General features: G+C 70.9%; 16 protein-coding genes. 13 read left to right on the forward strand and 3 right to left on the reverse strand.

Features of this window, described 5'->3' with window-relative positions; translation table 11 throughout:
- Positions 1–17 precede the first annotated feature (17 nt).
- The 9 genes from AGRA3207_RS17585 to AGRA3207_RS17625 all read left to right on the forward strand — a co-directional run bounded on the left by AGRA3207_RS17585 (position 18) and on the right by AGRA3207_RS17625 (position 11,956).
- Positions 18–998: a NaeI family type II restriction endonuclease gene (locus AGRA3207_RS17585; protein WP_231335751.1), complete on the forward strand. Its 981-nt coding sequence runs from the start codon at positions 18–20 to the stop codon at positions 996–998.
- A gap of 459 nt (positions 999–1,457) precedes the next feature.
- Positions 1,458–2,711 (forward strand): DNA cytosine methyltransferase, encoded by a 1,254-nt coding sequence (locus tag AGRA3207_RS17590; protein ID WP_231335752.1) that lies wholly within the window; start codon positions 1,458–1,460, stop codon positions 2,709–2,711.
- Between the two features lie 454 nt (positions 2,712–3,165).
- The gene (locus AGRA3207_RS17595; RefSeq protein ID WP_231335753.1) at positions 3,166–3,969 is read left to right on the forward strand and encodes a glutamate ABC transporter substrate-binding protein; all 804 of its coding nucleotides are present in this window, start codon (positions 3,166–3,168) and stop codon (positions 3,967–3,969) included.
- A 30-nt stretch (positions 3,970–3,999) separates the two neighbouring features.
- A complete protein-coding gene (locus AGRA3207_RS17600) occupies positions 4,000–4,641 on the forward strand; it encodes a hypothetical protein (protein ID WP_231335754.1) in 642 nt (213 codons plus the stop codon).
- 14 nt (positions 4,642–4,655) lie between these two features.
- A complete protein-coding gene (locus tag AGRA3207_RS17605; protein ID WP_231335755.1) occupies positions 4,656–5,714 on the forward strand; it encodes an XRE family transcriptional regulator in 1,059 nt (352 codons plus the stop codon).
- A 138-nt stretch (positions 5,715–5,852) separates the two neighbouring features.
- Positions 5,853–6,716, forward strand: coding sequence for a helix-turn-helix domain-containing protein (locus AGRA3207_RS17610; protein ID WP_231335756.1), 864 nt, complete (start codon positions 5,853–5,855; stop codon positions 6,714–6,716).
- A 470-nt stretch (positions 6,717–7,186) separates the two neighbouring features.
- Positions 7,187–9,637: a LamG domain-containing protein gene (locus AGRA3207_RS17615; RefSeq protein ID WP_231335757.1), complete on the forward strand. Its 2,451-nt coding sequence runs from the start codon at positions 7,187–7,189 to the stop codon at positions 9,635–9,637.
- Between the two features lie 40 nt (positions 9,638–9,677).
- Positions 9,678–10,922, forward strand: coding sequence for an MFS transporter (locus AGRA3207_RS17620; protein WP_231335758.1), 1,245 nt, complete (start codon positions 9,678–9,680; stop codon positions 10,920–10,922).
- Positions 10,919–11,956: a TolB family protein gene (locus tag AGRA3207_RS17625; RefSeq protein ID WP_231335760.1), complete on the forward strand. Its 1,038-nt coding sequence runs from the start codon at positions 10,919–10,921 to the stop codon at positions 11,954–11,956. The genes AGRA3207_RS17620 and AGRA3207_RS17625 overlap by 4 nt, the downstream gene beginning before the upstream one ends.
- Before the next feature lie 30 nt (positions 11,957–11,986).
- Here AGRA3207_RS17625 and AGRA3207_RS17630 read toward each other — a convergent pair whose 3' ends face one another.
- Both AGRA3207_RS17630 and AGRA3207_RS17635 read right to left on the reverse strand, forming a co-directional pair.
- The gene (locus AGRA3207_RS17630) at positions 11,987–12,520 is read right to left on the reverse strand and encodes an SAM-dependent methyltransferase (RefSeq protein WP_231335761.1); all 534 of its coding nucleotides are present in this window, start codon (positions 12,518–12,520) and stop codon (positions 11,987–11,989) included.
- A gap of 36 nt (positions 12,521–12,556) precedes the next feature.
- Positions 12,557–13,720, reverse strand: a complete 1,164-nt coding sequence (locus AGRA3207_RS17635; RefSeq protein ID WP_231335762.1) for an MFS transporter — start codon at positions 13,718–13,720, stop codon at positions 12,557–12,559.
- A 50-nt stretch (positions 13,721–13,770) separates the two neighbouring features.
- Here AGRA3207_RS17635 and AGRA3207_RS17640 point away from each other — a divergent pair, with 50 nt between their 5' ends.
- The 3 genes from AGRA3207_RS17640 to AGRA3207_RS17650 all read left to right on the forward strand — a co-directional run bounded on the left by AGRA3207_RS17640 (position 13,771) and on the right by AGRA3207_RS17650 (position 18,266).
- On the forward strand, positions 13,771–14,481 hold the full coding sequence (locus tag AGRA3207_RS17640) for a pentapeptide repeat-containing protein (RefSeq protein ID WP_231335763.1): 711 nt from the start codon (positions 13,771–13,773) through the stop codon (positions 14,479–14,481).
- 37 nt (positions 14,482–14,518) lie between these two features.
- Positions 14,519–15,145 (forward strand): alpha-ketoglutarate-dependent dioxygenase AlkB, encoded by a 627-nt coding sequence (locus AGRA3207_RS17645; RefSeq protein ID WP_231335764.1) that lies wholly within the window; start codon positions 14,519–14,521, stop codon positions 15,143–15,145.
- Between the two features lie 148 nt (positions 15,146–15,293).
- Positions 15,294–18,266 carry an AAA family ATPase gene (locus AGRA3207_RS17650; RefSeq protein ID WP_231335765.1) on the forward strand — a complete coding sequence of 991 codons (2,973 nt, stop codon included), beginning with the start codon at positions 15,294–15,296 and terminating at the stop codon, positions 18,264–18,266.
- Here AGRA3207_RS17650 and AGRA3207_RS17655 read toward each other — a convergent pair.
- Positions 18,256–19,161, reverse strand: coding sequence for a LysR family transcriptional regulator (locus tag AGRA3207_RS17655; protein WP_231335766.1), 906 nt, complete (start codon positions 19,159–19,161; stop codon positions 18,256–18,258). The two genes, AGRA3207_RS17650 and AGRA3207_RS17655, sit on opposite strands and share 11 nt — an antisense overlap.
- A 156-nt stretch (positions 19,162–19,317) precedes the next feature.
- Between AGRA3207_RS17655 and AGRA3207_RS17660 the strand changes: the two genes are divergently transcribed.
- Positions 19,318–20,559 (forward strand): lipase family protein, encoded by a 1,242-nt coding sequence (locus AGRA3207_RS17660; protein WP_231335767.1) that lies wholly within the window; start codon positions 19,318–19,320, stop codon positions 20,557–20,559.
- Positions 20,560–20,702: the final 143 nt, after the last annotated feature.

The raw sequence follows: 20,702 nt of genomic DNA on the forward strand, positions 1-20,702 counted from the left end.
CCGGCTAGCCTCCCCTCGTGCCCACATCAGAAGATCAGCCCCCTCTCTTCGGTTCCAGTGGCTCACACGACCGGGAGCTGGAACTGGTCCGGGCCCACCTCCTGGCCCTGGATCCGGACGGCTCCAGGTTCGCAGCCGCGATAAGGCGATCCCTCGACATGCTGCTCGACGGGCCTCACACCGGCCGGTACGACTGGGACCAGTTGTACAAGACCGAGAAAACGCATTGCGGCACAGTCGTCGAGATCAATCTGCAGCGCGAATTCAAGTTCGACGGTGGCCAGACGCTCGACTATTCCATCGTTGGCTATGACGTCGATTGCAAGTACTCCCAGACATTCGGCGGGTGGCAGATCCCACCAGAGGCCGTCGGCAAGCTGCTGCTGGTCGTCTGGGCCAACGACAGGAAGGGGCTCTGGTCCGCCGGCCTGATCCGCGCACGCAAGGAGTGGCTCAACACCGGGAACAACCGCGACCGGAAGATCACACTCAAGGCCGTCCATCGCAACAACGTCCGGTGGCTGTTCAAGGATGCTCCGCTTGCGGAGAACGCCCTGCTGCGCCTTCCGGAGCGCGACCTGGATGCAATCTTCGCCAAGCGTTCTGGCCAGCAGCGGGTGAACGAACTCCTGAGTCGCGCCACCGGTATCCGGCTCACCCGGATCGCCATCTGGACGGTCGCGACAGCCAATGACAAGCCTAAAGACGATCCGACCCGGCGCATCCGCGGCGGTAGACAAGGGGCACGAGGCCAGCTGAGGCCGAAGGGGGTCGTCATCTTCGGCGACTATGAGAGCCATCGCGAAGCTGCACGGGCCCTTGGGCTCCCCGTCCCCGGTGACGGGGAGTACGTCAGCATCCGGCTCGCACGGCGGAGGCTCCGCCACGGTGATGCTCCGCACATCACGCTGGATGGCGAGGACTGGGTCGTCGCCGGGCCTGAAGACCCCGTTGAGGCGGCTCCTGCACTCCCCGAGATCAAGAAGGCGACTGGCTGACCTCCGCCCACGGCCTCTTCAAGAGCTAACGGACTCAGCTACGACACACCTCCCGTGTTCCACTGCGTTCTGTCCGATCTCTCGAGTAACTTCGAACTCGCGTTCGGTGGAGCCGACCCGGCAGCTTCCACGACGGTAGATGGCCGGGCCGGACGCGTACACCGCTGGGAAGGTCGAAGTGAAGAGCCTCGCGATCGGACATGCAGCGCGCGTCGAAGCGCCGTCTCGGGCTTGGTGTCCGAACGGCGGCTGGCCTTCGTGTTTCCGGGAGCGCCCCTCGGTCGCCGCGCGGGGCTCGTTCCCACCCTGTCCAGGTGTTCTCTCGCCGGTCGCTGCCGCTCCCGCTGGACACGGTGGCACCGACGCTCGCTCGATTCACTCTACGGGCGGTGTCATGAGGGAAGATACTGCCTATGACCCCATCCCCGCTGGGCTCACGAACACCACCAGGAGGCCGTAGTGGCAGATCTTGAAGTCGTCGAGATCTGCGCAGGCGCAGGGGGCCAGGTCCTGGGCTTGGAGCAGGCGGGTTTCCGTCACCGCCTGGCCATCGAGCTCGACGAGAACGCTGCCACCACGCTCTCGGAGAACCTGGAGGGCAGCCGTGGCCTCCTGCCCTGGAGCATCGTCCAGCGCGGCGATGTGGCCGACCCGGAAGTCTGGAAGCCTTCCGACCATGAAGGCATCGCGCTCCTGGCTGGCGGTGTGCCGTGCCCTCCGTTCAGCGTTGCCGGTAAGCAGCTTGGCGCCAACGACGAGCGTGATCTGTTCGCCTGGGCGGTCGAGCAGCTGGAGTTCATGCAGCCGAAGGCTCTCTTGCTGGAGAACGTCCGGGGGCTGAGCCTGCCGCGGTTCACCGGTTACCGCCAGCATGTCCTGGACCGCCTCCAGGAGTTTGGCTACGTCGGCGAATGGAGACTCCTGCACGCGTCCGACTTCGGTGTTCCCCAGTTGCGGCCTCGGTTCGTCCTGGTAGCTCTTCAGGAGGAGTACGCCCCGTACTTCCACTGGCCGGAGCCTGCCGGCGAAGCTCCGACCGTCGGCGAGGCACTCCTCGAGCTGATGAGTGCGAACGGGTGGGAAGGGGCCAGGAAGTGGGCCAAGAAGGCAGACAAGATCGGCCCCACGATCGTCGGAGGGTCCAAGAAGCATGGTGGCGCCGATCTCGGGCCGACACGCGCCAAGCGCGCCTGGGCCCAGCTGGGCGTTGATGCTCTCGGCGTCGCCGACGAGGCACCAAAGGCTGGCGATACCTTCGAGATCGGTCCCAAGCTCACCTGCGAAATGGTCGCCCGGATCCAGGGCTGGCGCGACGGCGAATGGATTTTCACCGGCCGCAAGACCTCTCGGTACCGTCAGATCGGCAACGCCTTCCCTCCTCCTGTAGCCCGGGCGGTTGGCGAGGCGATATCCGGAGCGCTCAAGAAGAGGGGTAAACCCCGTGAGCGAGAAGTCCCCGAGGAGGACCCGATCTACCGGGTGCTACGGGATCACGGAGACTTCATGACTGCGACGCAGCTTGCCGCAAAGCTCAATCTCGAGGCCCCTGAGCTGGAGCATCGCATGACCTTGCTGGGCCGCGATTTTCACATCGAGAAGGCCGACGGCGACAGCACCGTCGCCTACAAGCTCGGCGCGTTCAAGGCGTTCACCGGCCAAGATGACCACGAACGCCACGAGCTGTTTCTCCAGCATCGGGCGAAGATCAGCTGACCCAGGGTGGCCGCGGCCGAGCCCGGCTATCCGTACCCCCACGGCGTTCTCCGCAGAAATACTTTGAGCAGGCTAGTAAGCCTTTGGTCTCTAATGGATTGGCGCTCTGCAAGATCCATCACGCCGCATATGACGCCAATATTATCGGCATACGGCCAGACCTTGTTATTCACGTGCGGAGCGACATTCTTGAGGAGGTCGATGGGCCCATGCTCAAGCATGGGCTTCAAGAGATGCACGGCGTCGCGCTCACAAGGCCGCGTCGGCACATCGACCAACCGGACCCGGAGGCAATCGAGCTACGCTACGAAGCTTTTCGCGCCACAGGGTAGTCACTGCCACCCCTGACGTTCGAGGGAACTGCGTGGTTCCCGTCAGGCCGTAGATGGCCGGCGCGCCTGGGCGTTTTCCGGGTGTTCATGTTTGGGTCGTTTTGGGTTGGTAGCTGTGGTGCGTGGACAGCGCATTCGCTCGTGTTGTGGCGGTGGCCTGCTTGGGGCTCACCGGGTGCACGGCGGCTACGGCGTCGGTTTCCGGGAAGGACGCGCTCGTGGTCGGGGTCAAGGCCGACCAGCCGGGGCTGGGGTTGCTGGAAAAGGGGACGTACCGCGGGTTCGAAGTCGACGTGGGGACGCATATCGCCAGGCGGATGGGGGCGAAGCGGGTCACGTTCAGGACGGTGACATCGGCCGATCGTGAGCGGTTGTTGAACGACCACTCTGTGGATTTGGTGCTGGCTTCGTACTCGATCACGCCTGACCGGGCCAAGGCGGTCACTTTCGGTGGGCCCTATTACGTCGCCCATCAGGACATCATGGTGCGGCGGGGGGAAGAAGGCATTCAGAACGTGCGGGACCTGGCGGGGCGCCGGTTGTGCCAGGCGAGCGGGTCGGTGTCGACGGAACGCGTGGTGATCGGGCTCGGGATCCGGCCGCGGCTCGTGCCGTCGCCCTCGTACAGCGAGTGCGTCCGGAAACTGCTCGGCGGGGACGTCGACGCGGTGTCGACGGGTGATCTGGTGCTGGCCGGGTTCGCCGCCCGGTACCGGGACAGAGTGAAGATCGTGAACGCGCCGTTCACCGACGAGCGGTACGGCGTGGGGTTGCGCAGTGGTGACGTGGACGGCTGCGAGAAGGTCAACCGGGCGCTGACCGTCATGTACCAGGACGGCACCGCCGCGCGTTTGCTGCGCAAATGGTTCGGTGCGTCGGAGCTCAGCCTGACCACGTCCGTCCCCGAGTTCGAGGGGTGCTCCTGAGTGTCGGAGGCGGTCGCTAGCGTGGGGCCCGTGGAAGAGCGCAGGGTTTGGGGCGAGTTGCTGGCCGCCGGGTTCCTGCATGCCGTCAAGGAGGCGCATCGTGAGGCCACCCTGGCGGTGTTCGGGGGGTTGAGCCGCGCGGCGGGCTTCAAGGAGCGGTCGTTCGGTGTCGGGGCGTTCGACGTCCTGGAGTCGCAGATCGACCGGGTCTTCGAGGGGGACGACCGGGTCTTCCGGGACGATCTGAACGGGTCCCCCGGGTGGCGGTACGGGCCGTACCGGGTGCTGACGAAGCGGCACGAGTTCGGCGCCGTGCGGGCGGTCCGCTGGGACCGGGACAGCCCGACCAAGCAGTCCGTGGCGCGGCAAGGCTATGTGGAGGATCCGCAACTTGCGCTGGACCTGGGGATCCAGCGCGACACGCCCGGGGTGCTGACGTTGGTGCTGGCCCACAGCGCCAGCGAGGAGCCGCTGGAGATGGAGCTCTTCCTGGGGCGGCCCAGGTGGAACGCGGACGGGGGGACGGCCTGGCACTGGGTGCGGGAGCTGAGTGACGAGGCGCTCGGACGTGATCCACGCCGTAAGCTCGTCGAGCGGACGTTGCCGCTGTGGAGCGATGAGGCCGACGTGCCCATGCGGCTCCGAGGAGAGACGAGCGCTGAAACGGCTTAGTGGACGATGATCGGATGGCCCGGCGGGCCGCCGGGCTGCTGTTCGACTGTGAGCGGCTGACGCTGGCCCGGCGGCTCAGGGGGCTGCGCAAGAACCAGCTCGCGCAGAGCGTCGGAACGACACCGAAGGCGATCGGGCAGTACGAGGCCGGCGTCCACCGCCCCTCGGACGGGACGCTGTCGCGGCTGGCCATCGCCTTGGGCGTCCCGGTGGAGTTCTTCCGCCCGGGCCGGAGTCCCGTGTCCATGGACGGTGCCCACTTCCGGTCCCTGCGGTCGACCACGCAGATCGAACGCGACCAGGCCCTCGCCTACGGGCGGATCGCCACGGATGTGGTCGCGGCCCTGGAGGACCTCGTCGATTTTCCCCCGGTCGACCTGCCGGAATACTCCGTGCCCCTGGACGAGATCGCCGGAAGCGGGCCCATCGAGGCCGCGAGGGTCACGAGGAAGGCGCTCTTCAGCGAGCCCGGCCCGGTACCGCACATGGTCCGGCTGCTGGAGGGCCGGGGAGTGATCGTCCTTGTTCTCCCCGAGGCCGCCGAGCGGGTCGACGCGTTCAGCGTGGGCGTCCATCCGCGTCCCATGGTGTTCTTCAATCCGGCTAAAGGCGATTACTGGCGCAACCGTTTCGACGGTGCCCATGAACTGGGTCACCTGGTGATGCATGCCGACGCGGAACCCGGCGGAAAGATCGTCGAAGACCAGGCGCACCGGTTCGCGGCGGAATTCCTGATGCCCGAAGAGGACATCGTCCGCGAACTGCCTGGAAAACCCGACTGGGAACGCCTCTCCGCGCTGAAAATCACGTGGGGGGTCAGCATGGCCGCGCTGCTCTACCGGGCGCGCACGCTGGGGATCATGAAGGAAGGCGCGTACCGCGACGCGATGGGCGCGATGGGCTCACGCGGGTGGCGGCGCCGGGAACCAGGCGAGGCCAGGGCACTGGAGCAGCCCACGATGCTGACCCGGGCGGTGGAGCTGGTCGGCGACGCCGGCACCGACCGCGACCGCCTCGCCGAGCGCGCGCGGGTCACCCGGGCCGATCTCGATCTCCTCGTCCCACGGCGTTAGGTGCTGTAATTGGAACGATCCCCACTCGGGAGCGTCCGAAAGTGCAAGTTACATATCTCTGTCCCACGGATCCCTGCGCGCGCGCCATTACCTGTGAGAAGCTCCGAGGGTTGTCGGGAACGAGACGCTGGAGATCTTGTGCTGGACAATCGGCAGGCCGGGCCCACGGCGCTGCGCATGCACATCGGCGCGCGACTGCGCCGGCTGCGGGAGGAAAAGGGCATCGGGCGCGTCCAGGCCGGCACGGCGATCCGCGGCTCCGCGTCCAAGATGAGCCGGCTGGAACTCGGACGTCACGGCTTCAAGGTCCGTGACGTCCAGGACCTCCTCGACCTCTACGGGGTGGACGACGCCGCCGAGCGCGCGAGCCTGCTGGAACTCGTCCGCCAGTCCAAGGAGCCGGGCTGGTGGCAGGCGTACGGCGACGTCGTGCCGAGCTGGTTCGAGCAGTACCTCGGGCTGGAGCAGTCGGCCACCGCCATCCGCAACTACGAGGTGCAGTACATTCCCGGTCTGCTCCAGACGCGCGCCTACGCGCGAGCCGTCATCGGCCTGGAGTACCACGACGCCAGCGACGGCCTCGACCGGCGCCTCACCGTCCGGATGACCCGCCAGGAGATCCTGTACCGCACGATCGCCCCGGCGACGATGTGGGCGATCATCGACGAGGCCGCCCTGCGCCGCCCGATCGGCGGTCCCGAGACGATGCGCGGCCAGCTCGAACACCTGATCGCGGTGGCCGAGGGCATGAGCAACGTCAACGTGCAGGTACTGCCGTTCGCCGCAGGCGGTCACCTCGCCCTCGGCGGCCCGATCACGATCGTCCGCTTCGCGCAGCACGACCTGGACGACATCATCTACCTCGAACAACTCACCGGTGCGCGGTACCCCTACGGCCCCGAGGCGACCCGCTATCAGGAGGTCATGGACCTTCTGGCCATCCGCGCCTCCCGTCCGTCCCGCACCGCCGCCTTCCTCAAGGACCTGCTCGCAGAGTTCTGATCACTCCCGCGGCCGCTGGTAAGCGTTCTCTGCCGTCTGGGAAGGCGGAACCGCACCGCGACGCCGATCGGGCCTGCATCGGCGGATGGTCGCGCGGCGGGGCGGGCTCCGGTGCCGCATGTGGGTGTCAGCGGGCCGTCACTTGCTGCCACGTGCGGACGGGAACAGGGCGTTTCGGCGTCCGCGATATCGGTGACATGGAGTGATCAAGCGAGGTGTTGGATTTCGGGACGAGTTATTAGGGCCGTTTCGGCTATCGATGCACCACACTCTCTCTAGGACCTTCCTCCTCTTTGTCCTAATTTGAGATCACGTTTTTCGGTAAGAGGAGCGGCGCGCGTTCTCCGCGGGGCGGTTGGAGCGCGCGTTGTTCGGTCGCGTCAGCTCAGCGGTCGCACCGTTGCCGCGCCGGGGGGACGGCACGTCGCCACGGTGCGCCCGACGTTCGGGGCCAGCCGAGAGGTGATCGGATGATTGCGCGCAGCCGAGTGGGAACGGCCCTGCTGGCCACGGCGCTGGTCGCGGTGGCGGCCGGGTCCGGGCCGCTGTCCACCGGGGTGGGGGCGGCGACGCGGCCGCAGACCCCGAAGATCGAGCCGCCGCCGCTGCCCGCCGACCCGAGGACGCCCCAGGAGGGCCTGGACAGCCTCGGGATCAGCGGTTATCCCGACCGGCTGAGCGTCGAGCCGGGCGAATCGGTGAAGTTCAGGGTGAGCACGAAGAGCGCGGCGTACCGGGCGACGATGGTGCGTGTCGTGCACGGGGACGCCGATCCGCGCGGGCCGGGGATCAAGGAGCAGGTCGTCCAGTCCGACGCCAACAAGGAGTATCCCGGCAAGTACCAGACACTGCCGCTGGGGTCGTACGTGACCGTCCCCGACAACCGTGACCTGCGGGTGGACGGGAGCTTCACCATCACGGCGTGGATCGCGCCGACCACCGTCCCCGGTTCCAAGCTCAACCCCACCGCCTATCAGCGGACGCCCGTCGGCACGGGTGCGGTGCAGGGGATCGTGACCAAGTGGTCGGACGAGGAGAAGGCCGGCTACGGCATGGTCGTGGACCGGGACGGCGGGCTGGGCCTGCGCTTGGCCGACCGGTCCGGGCACATCAGCACGGTGAGCACGGGCGTGAAGATGAAGCCGTGGACGCCGGCGCTGCGGGGCGTCGAGCCGGGCGGTGCCGTCCGGCCGCAGCATGTGAACTCCTCCGGCTGGTACTTCGCCGCGGTCTCCTATGACGCCGGGTCCGGCAAGGTGAGGCTGCACCAGTATCCGCTGACCGGGCACCCCAACGACTCCGAGGCCGTCGTCACCCGCACGATCGACGCCCGCGGGCTGAAGAACGCCACGGCGCCGCTGCTGATCGCCGCCTACCAGGGCGCGCAGGGCCGTCCGGCCGGGTTCTACAACGGCAAGATCGACGCTCCGAAGGTGTTCGACCGGGCGCTGGACGACCGGGAGATCCGCTCCCTGCAGCGCGGCGGGTCCGCCGGAGGGGCGGTGGCGGCCTACGACTTCTCCCAGAAGATGGACGGCGACCGGGTCGTCGACACGTCCGCGAACCGCCTGCACGGCCGCGCGGTCAACCTGCCGGTCCGGGCCGTCACGGGGCACGACTGGAAGGCCGACGAGCAGGACTACAAGCTGGTGCCGGAGCAGTACGGGGCGATGTACTTCCACGACGACGACCTGGGGGACGCCGCCTGGGAGCCGGGCTTCACCTGGCGGGTGCCCGAGAACGCCCGCAGCGGTGTCTATGCGGCGAGGCTTGAGGCGGACGGGCGCATCTACCACGCGACGTTCGTGGTGCGTCCGAAGCACGGCAAGCCCACGTCGAAGGTCGCGTTTCTGGTGCCGACGTTCAGCTACCTCGCCTACGGCCTGACCGGCGACTTCGTGAGCGGTCTCAGCCAGTACTCCCGGCACACCGACGGAAGCGGCGTGGTCTACTCGTCCGCCCTGCGGCCGATCACGAACCTGCGGTCGTACGCCACGGGCCGCAAGGGCGAGGGCAGGCCGTGGCAGTTCGAGGCCGACACCCACATCATCGACTGGCTGGAGTCCACCGGGCGCACCGTCGACTACATCACCGACCACGATCTGCATCGTGAGGGCGCGAAGCTGCTGGACGACTACAAGGTCGTCATCACCGGCAGCCACCCCGAGTACACCTCGGAGCCCATGCTGGACGCCTTGCAGGGCTGGCTGAACGACGGCGGCCGCCTCATGTACCTGGGCGGGAACGGCTTCTACTGGGTCACGCCGCTCGACCGCACCGGCACCTACACCGAGCTGCGCCGGCACGACGGAACCGAGGCGTGGCAGGGCGCGCCCGGCGAGCACTACCACAGCACCACCGGCGAGTACGGCGGGCTGTGGCGCTTCCGCGGGCGGCCTCCACAGCAGCTGGTGGGCGTCGGGTTCACGGCGCAGGGCTTCGGCTCCCGCATGGGAACCGGCATGTACAGCCGTCCCCTGGACCGCTCGCCCCAGAGCCACGATCCGAGGGCCGCGTGGGTCTTCAACGGCGTCAAGTCCACCGGTCCCATCGGCGACTTCGAATCGCTGCAAAGTCCCGGCGGGCCGATGGGCGAGGAGCTCGACCGCGCCGACTACGCCCTGGGCAGCGCCGACAACACGATCGTCCTGGGCTCGGGCACCGGGTTCGGCGACGAGTACCTGTTCGTGAAGGAGGAGAACAACACCGCCAACCTCATGGAGGGCGGGACCATCAACTGGCTGGTCCGCGGCGACGTCACCCTGACCCGCTATCCGAAGGGCGGCGCGGTGTTCTCGGCCAGCTCGATCTCCTGGGCCGGGAGCCTGTTCTACAACAAGTACGACAACGACATCGCCACGATCACCGGGAACGTCCTGACCACGTTCTCCGCCGACAAGCCTCTGCCGGGTACCGGCTGACCTGCGCCCGCCCCGTCCGCCGGTTCGCTTCGGAGGCCCCATGTACGTATCGGTACGCGGAATCCCGCGCGGTACGAGGCCGACGACCCGGGTGCCCCGGGTCGTCGTCGTCCTCGGCGTGGTGAGTCTGATCACGGACGTCTCCACCGAGATGGTGACGGCCGTCCTGCCCCTGTTCGCGACGCTCGCGCTGGGCCTCACGCCCCTGGCGTACGGGATGCTGGACGGTCTCTACCAGGGTGCGACCGTCGTGGTGCGGCTGCTCGGCGGCTTCTTCGCGGACCGGCTGCGGCGTCCGAAGGCCGTGGCGGGCGCGGGGTACGCGCTCGGCGCCGCGTCCAAGCTGATGCTGCTGCCCGTGGCGGGTGCGGGGGCGCTGTCGGCGGCGATCGGCGTGGACCGCGCGGGCAAGGGGCTGCGGACCGCGCCGCGCGACCTGCTCATCGCCACCGCGGCCCCGCCGGACCGGCTCGGCAGGTCGTTCGGCGTGCACCGGGCGCTGGACGCGACGGGCGCGCTGCTCGGTCCCGTCGTGGCGTTCGGTCTGCTCGCGCTCGCCCCGGGCGACTTCGACATGATCTTCATGGTCTCGTTCTGCGCCGCCGTCCTCGGCCTCCTGCTCTTCCTCCACCACGTGCCGGAACACCGCGGGGCACGACACGGGGGCACGGACGCGGGGCGGCCCGTCTCGGTTCGCGATGTGGCGGCGCTGCTGCGGATCGGCGGGTTCCGCCGGCTGCTGTGCGCGGCCGCCCTGCTGTCGGCGGCGACGATCGGGGACGGCTTCCTCTACCTCGTCCTGCTGGACAACGACGCGGTCACGACCCGCTGGTTCCCGCTGCTGTTCGTCTGCACGAGCCTGGTCTACCTCGCCCTGGCCGTGCCGCTCGGCCGGATCTCCGACCGCTACGGCAGGACCCGCGTCTTCACCACCGGGTACGGGCTGCTGCTGTGCGCGTACCTCACCGCGATCCTCACCGGCGGGCCCGCCGGGGCCGCGCTGAGCCTGGTATTCCTCGGCTCCTACTACGCGGCGACCGACGGCGTGCTGCCCGCGGCGGCCGCGCCGCTGCTGCCCGCCGGGCTGACGGCGACCGGGATCTCCGTCGTCCAGGCCGCGGTGGCGGGCGGGCGGGCCCTGGGCGCGGTGGTCTTCGGCGCGGTCTGGACGGCCGCGGAGGGCGACGCCGCGGTGTGGACCTTCGCCATCGCCCTGACGGCCGCGCTGATCGCGGCCATCCCCCTGATCACCCGAGCGCGCGACCACCGGACGGAGACCCGATGACCGAGCCCAGCCCGCGCAGGATCAGGGACGGCAGGATCATGGTGGCGATCACGGTCCTCGTCATCGCCGTCGCGGCGGGCTGCGTGACCTCCTCGGTGCTGCGCGCGGGCGCGGCGGGCGGAGACGGGCACGGCGGCGGGCCGGACCTGCCGAAGGGGCGGCAGATCGTGTTCCGGTCGCTGCGTCCCGGTCCCCAGTTCGGCCACATCGCCGCGCTCCCTGCCGCCGACCTGGGGCGCGAGCGCGTGGTGCTGCCCACCCGCTGCGAGCGGACGGCCGCCTCGTCCGCGGGCGGCCTGTGCCTGCGGCAGACGCGCAACCCGATCCAGCTGTTCGCCGCCGAACTCCTGGACTCGCGGCTCCGCCCCGGCAGGCAGATCCCCCTCAACGGGATCCCGAGCCGTGCCCGCGTCTCCGACGACGGCCGCTACTACGCCACCACCGCCTTCGTGACAGGGCATTCTTACCTCTCGGACGGCTTCTCCACCGAGACCGTCATCGGACGGGTCGGCGGCGACCCGGTCGGCAACATCGAGCAGTTCACGTTCATCTTGAACGGGCAGCCGAACACGAACGTGGACCGCAACGTGTGGGGGGTGACGTTCGTCCCCGGCAGTGAGCGGTTCTTCGCGACCGTGGCCACCCAAAACCGCAGATACCTTGTCGAAGGCGACATCGGGCGGCGCACCCTGACCGCCCTGCGCGACAACGTCGAGTGTCCGTCGCTGTCCCCGGACGGCCAGCGCCTGGCCTACAAGAAGCGGACCGGCCTCAACAGCGATGTCTGGCGTTTCCACGTCCTCGACCTGGCGTCCGGTGTCGAGACCCCGCTCGCGGAGGCCCGCAGCGTGGACGATCAGGCGGCGTGGCTCGACGACGGCCACGTGATGTACGGGGTACCGAAGGGCGGCCCAGGGGGACGCAACGCCGACGTCTGGGTCGTGCCGCTGCGCGGCGGCGCCCCGCGCCTGCTCATCCCGGACGCCGACTCACCGACCGTCCGCTCCCCCGCCAAGGACGGCCCGCTGCACTGACGAGCACCGGACGAATCCGCCAGCGGTCACTCAACGGGGCGTCGCACCGAGGCTGGCCTTGACGCACAGCAGTGCCGCCCGTCTCGACGTCCGCGCCGTGGACACCTCGGTCATGAACCCCTTCCGCCGCAGGACCCGATCGAGGTCCGCCGCCACCTGCCCGGCCCGGTCGGCGGACGGGGGCTCATAGAACAGGTACAGCGCGCCGCCCGGCTTCAGGATCCCGCCGATCACGCGCAGTTCCGCGGCCGGGTCGCGGACCCAGAACAGGTTGACGTTGACCGCGAAGATCTTGTCGAACCGCTCGCCGTCGAAGGCGGCGGTCTCCAGCGCGGCGGTGCGCACCACGGCCCTGCCCGCCGCGATGTCCTCCGCGTTGCGCCGCTCGGCCCGTGCGGTCTGCGTCGCCGACCGGTCGATGGCCGTGATCCGTCCCGTGCCGAGCCCCGGGCAGACCAGCGCGACCGCGACGCCGCCGCCGCAGCCGATCTCCAGCACCTCGTCCGCGGGCTCGATCGCGAGCGTCCGCACCGCCCACGCCAACCGCTCGGGCACCGCCTCCATGGCCCGACCGTACAGGCCGCCCGCACGCGAACGCGGTCACGCCCGCCACCTCGCCCCCATCACCAACACCAGCGGAACGAGGACGAACGCGCCGCCCGCCGTCGCCATCGCACCCGCCGCCCCGCCGGTCAACGCCACCAGGCCCGGGACGGCGGGCTGGGCGATCCCCCAGGACGAGCCGTGGACGGCGAACCAGCGCGCGCGGTCGGGCGGTGGCGCGGCGTCGGCGATCAGTGCAGGCCAGCGCCCCTGGAGGAGGCTGTCCACCGCCGCCCATGCCAGGTATGCCGCGACCGTGGACGGGACGGTCCGCCCGGCGGCCATGGCCAGCGCCAGAGCACCGAGCAGGAGCGTCCCGAGGGCGAGGACGCGTTCGTCGCCGACGCGGTCGAGGGACCCGCGTCCAAGACGGCCCGTCACCGGGGCCAGGACCGCCCCACCCGTCAGGGCGAGGCCGGGCAGCCACTCCGGCGCTCCGCGCTGAAGCAGGACGAACGGCACGAACATCAGCACGGCCAGGGACCCGCAGGCGAACGCCGTGCCCGCGACGGTCAACCGGACCAGCGCCGGGGGCGGCCACCACCGTCCGGCGGACGGGAGCGGATCGTCCCCCGTGGAGAAGGGCAGGGGCGCGCCGCCCCGGGCGGACGGCACGGTGTCCAAGCAGGCCAGCGCCAGAACCGCTGCGGAGAGGCAGGTCGCGGCGTCCACCACGACGAGCCACCGGACACCGATGGGGAGCAGCACGGCGGCCAGCAGCCCCGCCACGGCCCCGGACGCGACCAGCGACGTCCCGAGCAGGTTGTAGACGGCGGCCCTGCCGGGCCGGCCGTCACCGCCGGGCGCCGTCAGGCGGGCAAGGGCCTCCTGCGTGGCGGGTTCGTAGAGCTCGAACGCCAGGCCGACCAGGGCGACCGCGACCAGGAATCGTGCGGAGCCGTGGGCGGCCGCGAGGAGCAGCAGCGCGGTTCCGGTCGACGCCAGGCCCAGGACGATCACCGTGCGCGGGGCGAGGCGGCCGAGGAGGAACGCGCCGAGCAGCCGGGAGAGGAGGGCCGCGACGCCGAAGACTCCGAGCGCCCAGGAAGCCACGCCGGGGCCTGCGAGCACGGCGAGGAACGGCATGACGAACGCGCCGAGCTGGTTGAGGACGCGGACGGCGACCAGCGCCTTTATGTCCGGGGGTAGTGCTCGACTCACTTCGGGCAAGAGTACGAACCGCCTCTGACAGTTCAGTAGCGTTCACGTCCATGCCCTCCCGAACAACGCCCTCCAGACCGAACAGCACGCCGAGCACGCCGGGCAAGACGAAGAAGGCGAAGGGGCCCGCGCGCCCCAAGGCGCCCGTGGCGCCGACGGCGGCGGGGCCCGAGCACGATCTCGTCGACGACGCCGTCCATCGCGATCTGGCGTTCGGGGCGTTGGACCTGGGCGGCAGGGACGCGCAGGACGTCGACATCGAGCGGTGCGTGTTCGACGGGACCCGGCTGCCGGGCACGCTGCTGGAGCGGGCCACGATCTCCGACGCCGTGTTCGACCGCTGTGACCTGGCGAATCTGAGGTTCACGAACTCGCGGGCCTTCGCGGTGGCCGTCAGCGGGTCGCGGATGACGGGCGCGGCGTTCACCGACTGCGCGTTGCAGGACATCGTGGTCGAGGGGTGCCGCGCCGACCTGGCGGGGTTCCGGTTCAGCGCCTTCAAGCGGGCCGTGTTCCGGGACTGCAACCTTGAGGGCGCGACGTTCCAGAACGCCGACCTGCGCGGCGTCCGGTTCGAGGGGTGCAGGCTGCGCGGGGCCCAGTTCAGCGGGGCGACCATGGCGGGCGCGCGGTTCTCCGGCTGCGACCTGTGGGGCGTGGCCGGGGTGCAGAGCATGGCCGGGGTGACCGTCGCGGCCGAGGACGCGCCGGGGCTCCTGGCCGGTTTCGCCGCCGAGCTCGGCATCACCATCGAGGGCTGATCGAACAGGTGTTTGACTCGGCAGGTATCCTGGGGGTGTGACCAGCGCTTTCCAAGGCTCGCTGCTGGACGGGACGGACGGGACCGGCCCGCGCCCGCTCAGTGCCGCACGCCGGACGCGGCTGGCCCGCGGCGCCTGGATCGACGTCCTGCCCGGCTGGATTCCCGGCGCGGACGCGCTGTTCGAGCGGTTGCTCACGTCCGCCCCCTGGCGGGAAGAAAGCAGGCGCATGTACGACAAGGTGGTGGACGTCCCGCGCCTGCTGGCGTTCTACCGCGAGGGCGACGCGCTGCCCGATCCCGTCCTGGACGAGGCGAAGGCCGCCCTCGACGAGCATTACGCCGCAGAGCTGGGCGAACCGTTCCGCACCGCCGGGCTGTGCCTCTACCGGGACGGCCGCGACAGCGTGGCCTGGCACGGCGACAGGATCGGGCGCGGCTCGACGGAGGACACGATGGTCGCGATCCTGTCCGTCGGGGCGCCGCGTCCGCTGCTCCTCCGTCCGCGCGGCGGCGGCGAGACGATCCGGCACGAACTGGGGCACGGCGACCTCATCGTGATGGGCGGGAGCTGTCAGCGGACGTGGGAGCACGCGATCCCGAAGAGCGCCCGTGCGAGCGGCCCCCGGATCAGCGTCCAGTTCCGTCCGCGCGGGGTCCGCTGAGCCATTCCGGAGCGCCGACACGAGTCGAAGCGCTGAGAACACCCCCGAAGCGCCGACACCACCCCGGAACGGGGCGAAGACCTCGCGGGCGGACGAACGGCGATGGCACGATGAACGGTGATCCTTCCCGGTGGCTGAGGAGGCCCGTTTGCTGCGTCTGGTCGTCTCGCAGACCTCCCCCCGGGCGTATCGGACGGTGCTCGACGCGCTCCAGGCGCCCGCCCCTCCCTACGGCCCGCCCGGACGGCACATCCTGATCGAGCCGGGCCAGTACCCCGCGACGGGGTTCCGCAGTTCGGGGGACTTCGTGCTGACGGCGGCCGGAGGCCCCGGGACGGTCACCCTGGACGGCGCCACCGACGCGACCATCGAGGTCACCGGCAACGTGACGCTGCAAGGGCTGGTCGTGCGGAACTGGAGCGACGAGGGCAGCGCGCTGGACGTCGCGGAGGGCAGCGTCCTCGCCGAGCAGTGCCGGTTCGTGAGCCGCGCCGGGACGGTCGCGGTGAGCGTGTGGAACGGGGGGCGGCTGGCGCTCAGGAACTGCCGCGTCCAGGACGGCGCGGTGGTGTACTCGGCGTCGTCGGGGCTCGTGGAGGGCACCGACCTGGCGGGGGCGGAGAGCAACGCGCTGGCGATCCGCAAGGGCAGCGCGGTGACGGTGCGCGGATGCCGGATCGAGGGCGCGTCCGGCAGCGGGATCTGGGCGACCGAGGGGTCCAGGCCGCTGATCGAGCAGTGCACGATCAGCGATCCGGGGTCGGCGGCGGTCCTGGTGGACGACCACGCGGACGCGGCGATCCGCAACTCGGCGTTCCACGGCACCGGGATGTGCTCGCTGGTCGTCCGCGACAAGGGCAGCGCGCTCGCCGAGGACTGCCTGATCGCGGACGCGGCGATGGAGTCGGTGTGGGTGACCGCGGGCGGGTCGCTCACGGCGCGGCGGCTGCGGATGGAGTCGTCCCGGCGGACGGGCGTGGTCGTCGAGGAGGGCACCGGGTACTTCGAGGACTGCGAGGTCCACGGCGCCGCCAGGCACGGGGTGTTCGTCGGCGACCGGGGGCGCGGCACGTTCGTCCGGGGGCGGGTGGCCGGCGCGGCGGAGATCGGCGTCGCCGTCGTGGCGGGCGGCGGCGGGACGTTCACCGGCGTGACCGTGACCGGCAGCGGGCTGATCGGCGCCAGCGCCGACCCGGACTGCGAGATGTCGCTGCTCGACTGCGCGATCGTCGACAACCCCGGGACGGGGATCGTGGCGGCCAAGGCGGCGCGGGTCCGGATGGAGGCGGTGACGAGCGAGCGCAACGGCCAGGCCGACGTCCTGGGCTTCGAGCCGGAGGCCGCCACGGCGAAGGTCGTCGCGACGGCGCGGGCCGCGGCGGCGCGGGCCGACGCGGACGCCGACGCGGGCACCGACGCGGGCGCCGCGTCCCCCGGGAAGGCGCCCGGGGCGGCGTCCGCCGACGAGCTGCTCGCCGAACTCGACGCGATGATCGGGCTCGCGGGGGTGAAGCGGGAGATCAGGAAGCTCACGAACCTGCAGAAGGTCGCCGAGCAGCGGCGGCTCGCGGGCCTGCCGCCGGGCCCGGCGATCGGGCGGCACATGGTGTTCGCGGGCCCGCCGGGGACGGGCAAGACGACCGTCGCCCGGCTGTACGGCCGCATCCTCGCGGCGCTGGGCGTGGTGGAGAAGGGCCAGGTCGTCGAGGTGAGCCGCACCGACCTCGTCTCCGAGAACGTCGGCGGGACGGCGTTGAAGACGACCGAGGCGTTCGACCGGGCCAAGGGCGGCGTGCTGTTCATCGACGAGGCGTATGCGCTCGCCCGCGAGTCGGCGGGCGCCGATTTCGGCCGGGAGGCCATCGACACCCTGGTCAAGCTGATGGAGGACCACCGCGACGAGGTCGTGGTGATCGCCGCCGGGTACTCGGCGGAGATGCGGGAGTTCCTCTCGGCGAACCCGGGCCTGAGGTCGCGGATCTCCCGCACGGTCGAGTTCGAGAACTACGGCCCCGCCGAGCTGCTCCGGATCGTCGAACTCCAGGCGGGCAGGGACGGCTACCGCCTCGCGGACGACACCCGGGCCGCCGTCCTCGGCCACTTCACGTCCCTCAAGCGGGACGCGTCCTTCGGCAACGGCCGCGCGGCCCGGCACGTCTTCGAGGCCGCCGTCGAGCGGCAGGCGCAGCGGCTCGCCGACCTGCCGGAACCGCCGTCCGGGGACGAGCTGAGCCTGCTGCTCGCCGAGGACCTCGACGTCGGGACGGGCCTCGCCGCCCGGTTCGGTGAGGCGCGCGACACCGGCCAGGTCCGCGACGTCCTCGCCCGGCTGACCGGGATGACGGGGCTCACGGAGGTCAAGCGGGAGATCGGGGACCTGCTCGACCTGCTGGCCTCGGCGCGGCGGCGGCGCGAGGCGGGCCTGGACGCCGAGCCGTTCACCGGGCACCTGATCTTCGCCGGGCCCCCGGGGACGGGCAAGACGACCGTCGCCCGCCTTTACGGGGAACTGCTCGCGGCGCTCGGGGTCCTCGCGCAGGGCCAGGTCGTCGAGGCCGCCCGCGTCGACCTCGTCGGGCAGTACGTCGGGCATACCGCGAAAAAGACGGCGGACGTGTTCGACCGCGCCCGGGGCGGCGTGCTGTTCATCGACGAGGCGTACACGCTGGCGCGGTCCGGCGGGCCGGGGTCCGACTTCGGGCAGGAGGCCATCGACACCCTGGTCAAGCTCATGGAGGACCACCGCGACGAGGTGGTCGTCGTGGCCGCCGGGTACACGGCCGAGATGGAGGGCTTCCTCGCGGCGAACCCGGGCCTCGCGTCCCGGTTCGCCCGCACGCTCACGTTCGAGCCCTACGACGTCGCCGGGCTTGTGTCGATCTTCCTGGGGAAGGCGGACGGCGCCGACTACCTCGTCCCGGACGGCACGCTCGACGCCCTCGCGGCGCGTGTGGAGGCCGAGGCGGACCGGTTCCGGGAGGGCAACGGCCGCGAGATCGACAAGCTGTTCCGGTCCGCCGTGACCGCGCACGCCCGGCGCACCGGACGGCTCGCGGACGGCGGCGAGGAGCTCACCAGGGAACAGCTCGCGACCCTGCTCCCGGAGGACGTCACCGGCTGACGTCGCAGGCCGACGGCCCGGGCAGGAGCGTGCACAGCAGGTCGCGCATCGCCGTGCGGTGGTCGTCGGCGCGCCAGGCGACCGCGAGGCGGCTCGGCGACAGCCCGGTGACCGGGATCGTCGCGATGCCGGGCCGCCGGTAGATGGCGGCGTTCCCGGACGCCAGGAGGACGACGCCGCTGCCGTCCTCGATGGCGGTGAACGTCTCGTCGGAGTTCGCGACGGTCGCGCCGACCCGGACGGGGTGGCCGCCGCGCTCGTCCAGGGCGAGCCAGAAGTCGCGCAGGGGCCCGGCGCTCCCGGGGAGCGCGAGGAACGGCTCGTCCAGAAGCTCCTTGAACGCGACGGTCTCGCGCCCGGCCAGCGGATGGTCGTCGCGGACGGCGACCCAGCGCGGCTCCTCGGCGACCACCTGGACGTTGAACGCCTCCTGGCGCGGGATCGGCAGCCACACGAACGCGATGTCGACCTCGCCCTCGGCGAGCCCGGCGGTCGGGTCGCCCCAGTCGACCTGGCGGAGCCGGATGTCCCAGGCCGGGCGGCGCTCGGCGAACCGCGCCCGCACGTCCGCGAGCAGCCCGCGCCCGACACTGGTGGACAAACCCACCGTCAGCGTGGACGCCGCGGCCGCGGCCGCGTCGCTGACGGCCCGCTGCGCCGCGTCCCACGCGGTGAGCATGTCGCGTGCGGCGGGCAGCAGCGCGCTGCCCGCGGCGGTGAGCGCGACGGTGCGGCGGTCGCGGTCGAGCAGCCGCACCCGCAGCTGCTCCTCCAGCTGCTTGAGCTGCTTGCTGAGCGCGGGCTGGGAGACGAACAGCCGCTCGGCCGCGCGGGTGAAGCTGAGCTCCTCGGCGATCGCGACGAAGTAACGCAGGTCCCGTAGATGTGCGTCCACCGGGCCGAGCGTAACGGCTTACCGCTTTGTCGGCTCTAGACAAAGACGACCCCGCCTTTGCGTTCCCCGCCACATTGGATGAAGCACGCATATCACTTACAGTAGTTTCACCGTCACCGAGACGGGCATGGGGGCGACGAGAGGGGTGCACCGACCATGTCCACCAGGATTCGCCGGATCCTGCGCGCCGTGCTGGTGGTGGCGGTGACGGCGACGTCTCTTCAGGGCACCGCCCTCGCGTCGGTCCCGCCGCCTCCCGGCCCTCCCTCCGAGGATCCGTTCTACACACCGCCGTCCCCGCTCCCGCCCGGCGGCCCCGGCGACGTCTTACGGTCGCGGGAGTCACTGTTCACGGTGGACCCGGTCGGCCGCGTCCCCTTCCGGGGCGTGCGGTCCTGGCAGGTGCTGTACCGGTCGGAGTCGGCGCGGGGCACGCCGGTCGCGGTGTCCGGGACGGTCCTGGTCCCGACCAGGCCGTGGGCGGGGCCCGGCGGGCGCCCGCTCGTCTCCTACACGGTCGGGACGCGGGGCCTCGGCGACAGGTGCGCCCCGTCCTATGCCCTCACCCAAGGCCGGGACTACGAGGCACTGTTCATCGCCGACGCGCTCGGCCGGGGCTGGGCCGTCACGATCACCGACATGGAGGGCCTCGGCACCCCCGGCCGCCACACCTACGAGGTGGGCGGCTCGCAGGGCAGGGCCGTCCTGAACATGGCGCGGGCCGCCCGGCGGCTTCCGGACGCCGGGCTCGGCGAGGGTCCCGTCGCGGTCTGGGGCTACTCGCAAGGCGGGACGTCCGCGGGCTGGGCGGCCGAACTGGCGGCGACGTACGCACCCGACCTGCCGCTCAAGGGTGTCGTCGCCGGAGGCGTCCCGGCCGACCTGCGGGCCGTCGCCAGAAGCCTCGACGGCTCCCCGTTCGTCGCGTTCATGTTCATGGCCGCGGCCGGTTACGACGCCGCCTACCCCGAACTGGGCCTCGCGGGCCATCTCAACGGAAACGGCCGCGCGCTGCTGAAGCGGGTCGAAAGCGTCTGCCTGCTGAGCTTCGACGGCTTCGCCACACTGCTCACCACGGCCTTCACGAGGATCGGCGACTACACCACCGACAACCCCCTGGAGACCGAGAAGTGGCAGGCCAGGCTGGACGCCAACAAACTCGGCGGCACCGCGCCGGGAGTCCCGGTGATGCAGTCCCACGCCTCTCTCGACGAGATCATCCCGTTCGGGCAGGCCGACGCCCTGCGCCGCGCCTGGTGCGCGAAGGGCGCGAACCTCACCTGGAGGACCTACGGGCTCGCCGGGCATGTGATCGGCGCCGTGCGGAGCGAACCGGACGCGATCGCGTTCCTCACCGACCGCTTCGCGGGCAAGCCCGCCCAGAGCAACTGCCGCTGACCCCTATACCCGCGCGTACCGGCTTCAGGTCATGCTGACCTCGCATCGGCGCGTACCGGCTTCGCGCCGCACCGGTCCCGTCCGGCGCGCGTCCGGATAACGGGCGGCTATCACCGCGGCTATTGGACGCCCCTCCCCCACCC

The sequence above is a fragment of the Actinomadura graeca genome, assembly GCF_019175365.1.
Lineage (GTDB): Bacteria > Actinomycetota > Actinomycetes > Streptosporangiales > Streptosporangiaceae > Spirillospora > Spirillospora graeca.

Coding starts and splice junctions, on each gene's coding strand:
- AGRA3207_RS17605 (WP_231335755.1), top strand. CDS start 4,656: ATGGCCCGGCGGGCCGCCGGGCTGCTGTTCGACTGTGAGCGGCTGACG.
- AGRA3207_RS17615 (WP_231335757.1), top strand. CDS start 7,187: ATGATTGCGCGCAGCCGAGTGGGAACGGCCCTGCTGGCCACGGCGCTG.
- AGRA3207_RS17620 (WP_231335758.1), top strand. CDS start 9,678: ATGTACGTATCGGTACGCGGAATCCCGCGCGGTACGAGGCCGACGACC.
- AGRA3207_RS17625 (WP_231335760.1), top strand. CDS start 10,919: ATGACCGAGCCCAGCCCGCGCAGGATCAGGGACGGCAGGATCATGGTG.
- AGRA3207_RS17630 (WP_231335761.1), bottom strand. CDS start 12,520: ATGGAGGCGGTGCCCGAGCGGTTGGCGTGGGCGGTGCGGACGCTCGCG.
- AGRA3207_RS17640 (WP_231335763.1), top strand. CDS start 13,771: ATGCCCTCCCGAACAACGCCCTCCAGACCGAACAGCACGCCGAGCACG.
- AGRA3207_RS17660 (WP_231335767.1), top strand. CDS start 19,318: ATGTCCACCAGGATTCGCCGGATCCTGCGCGCCGTGCTGGTGGTGGCG.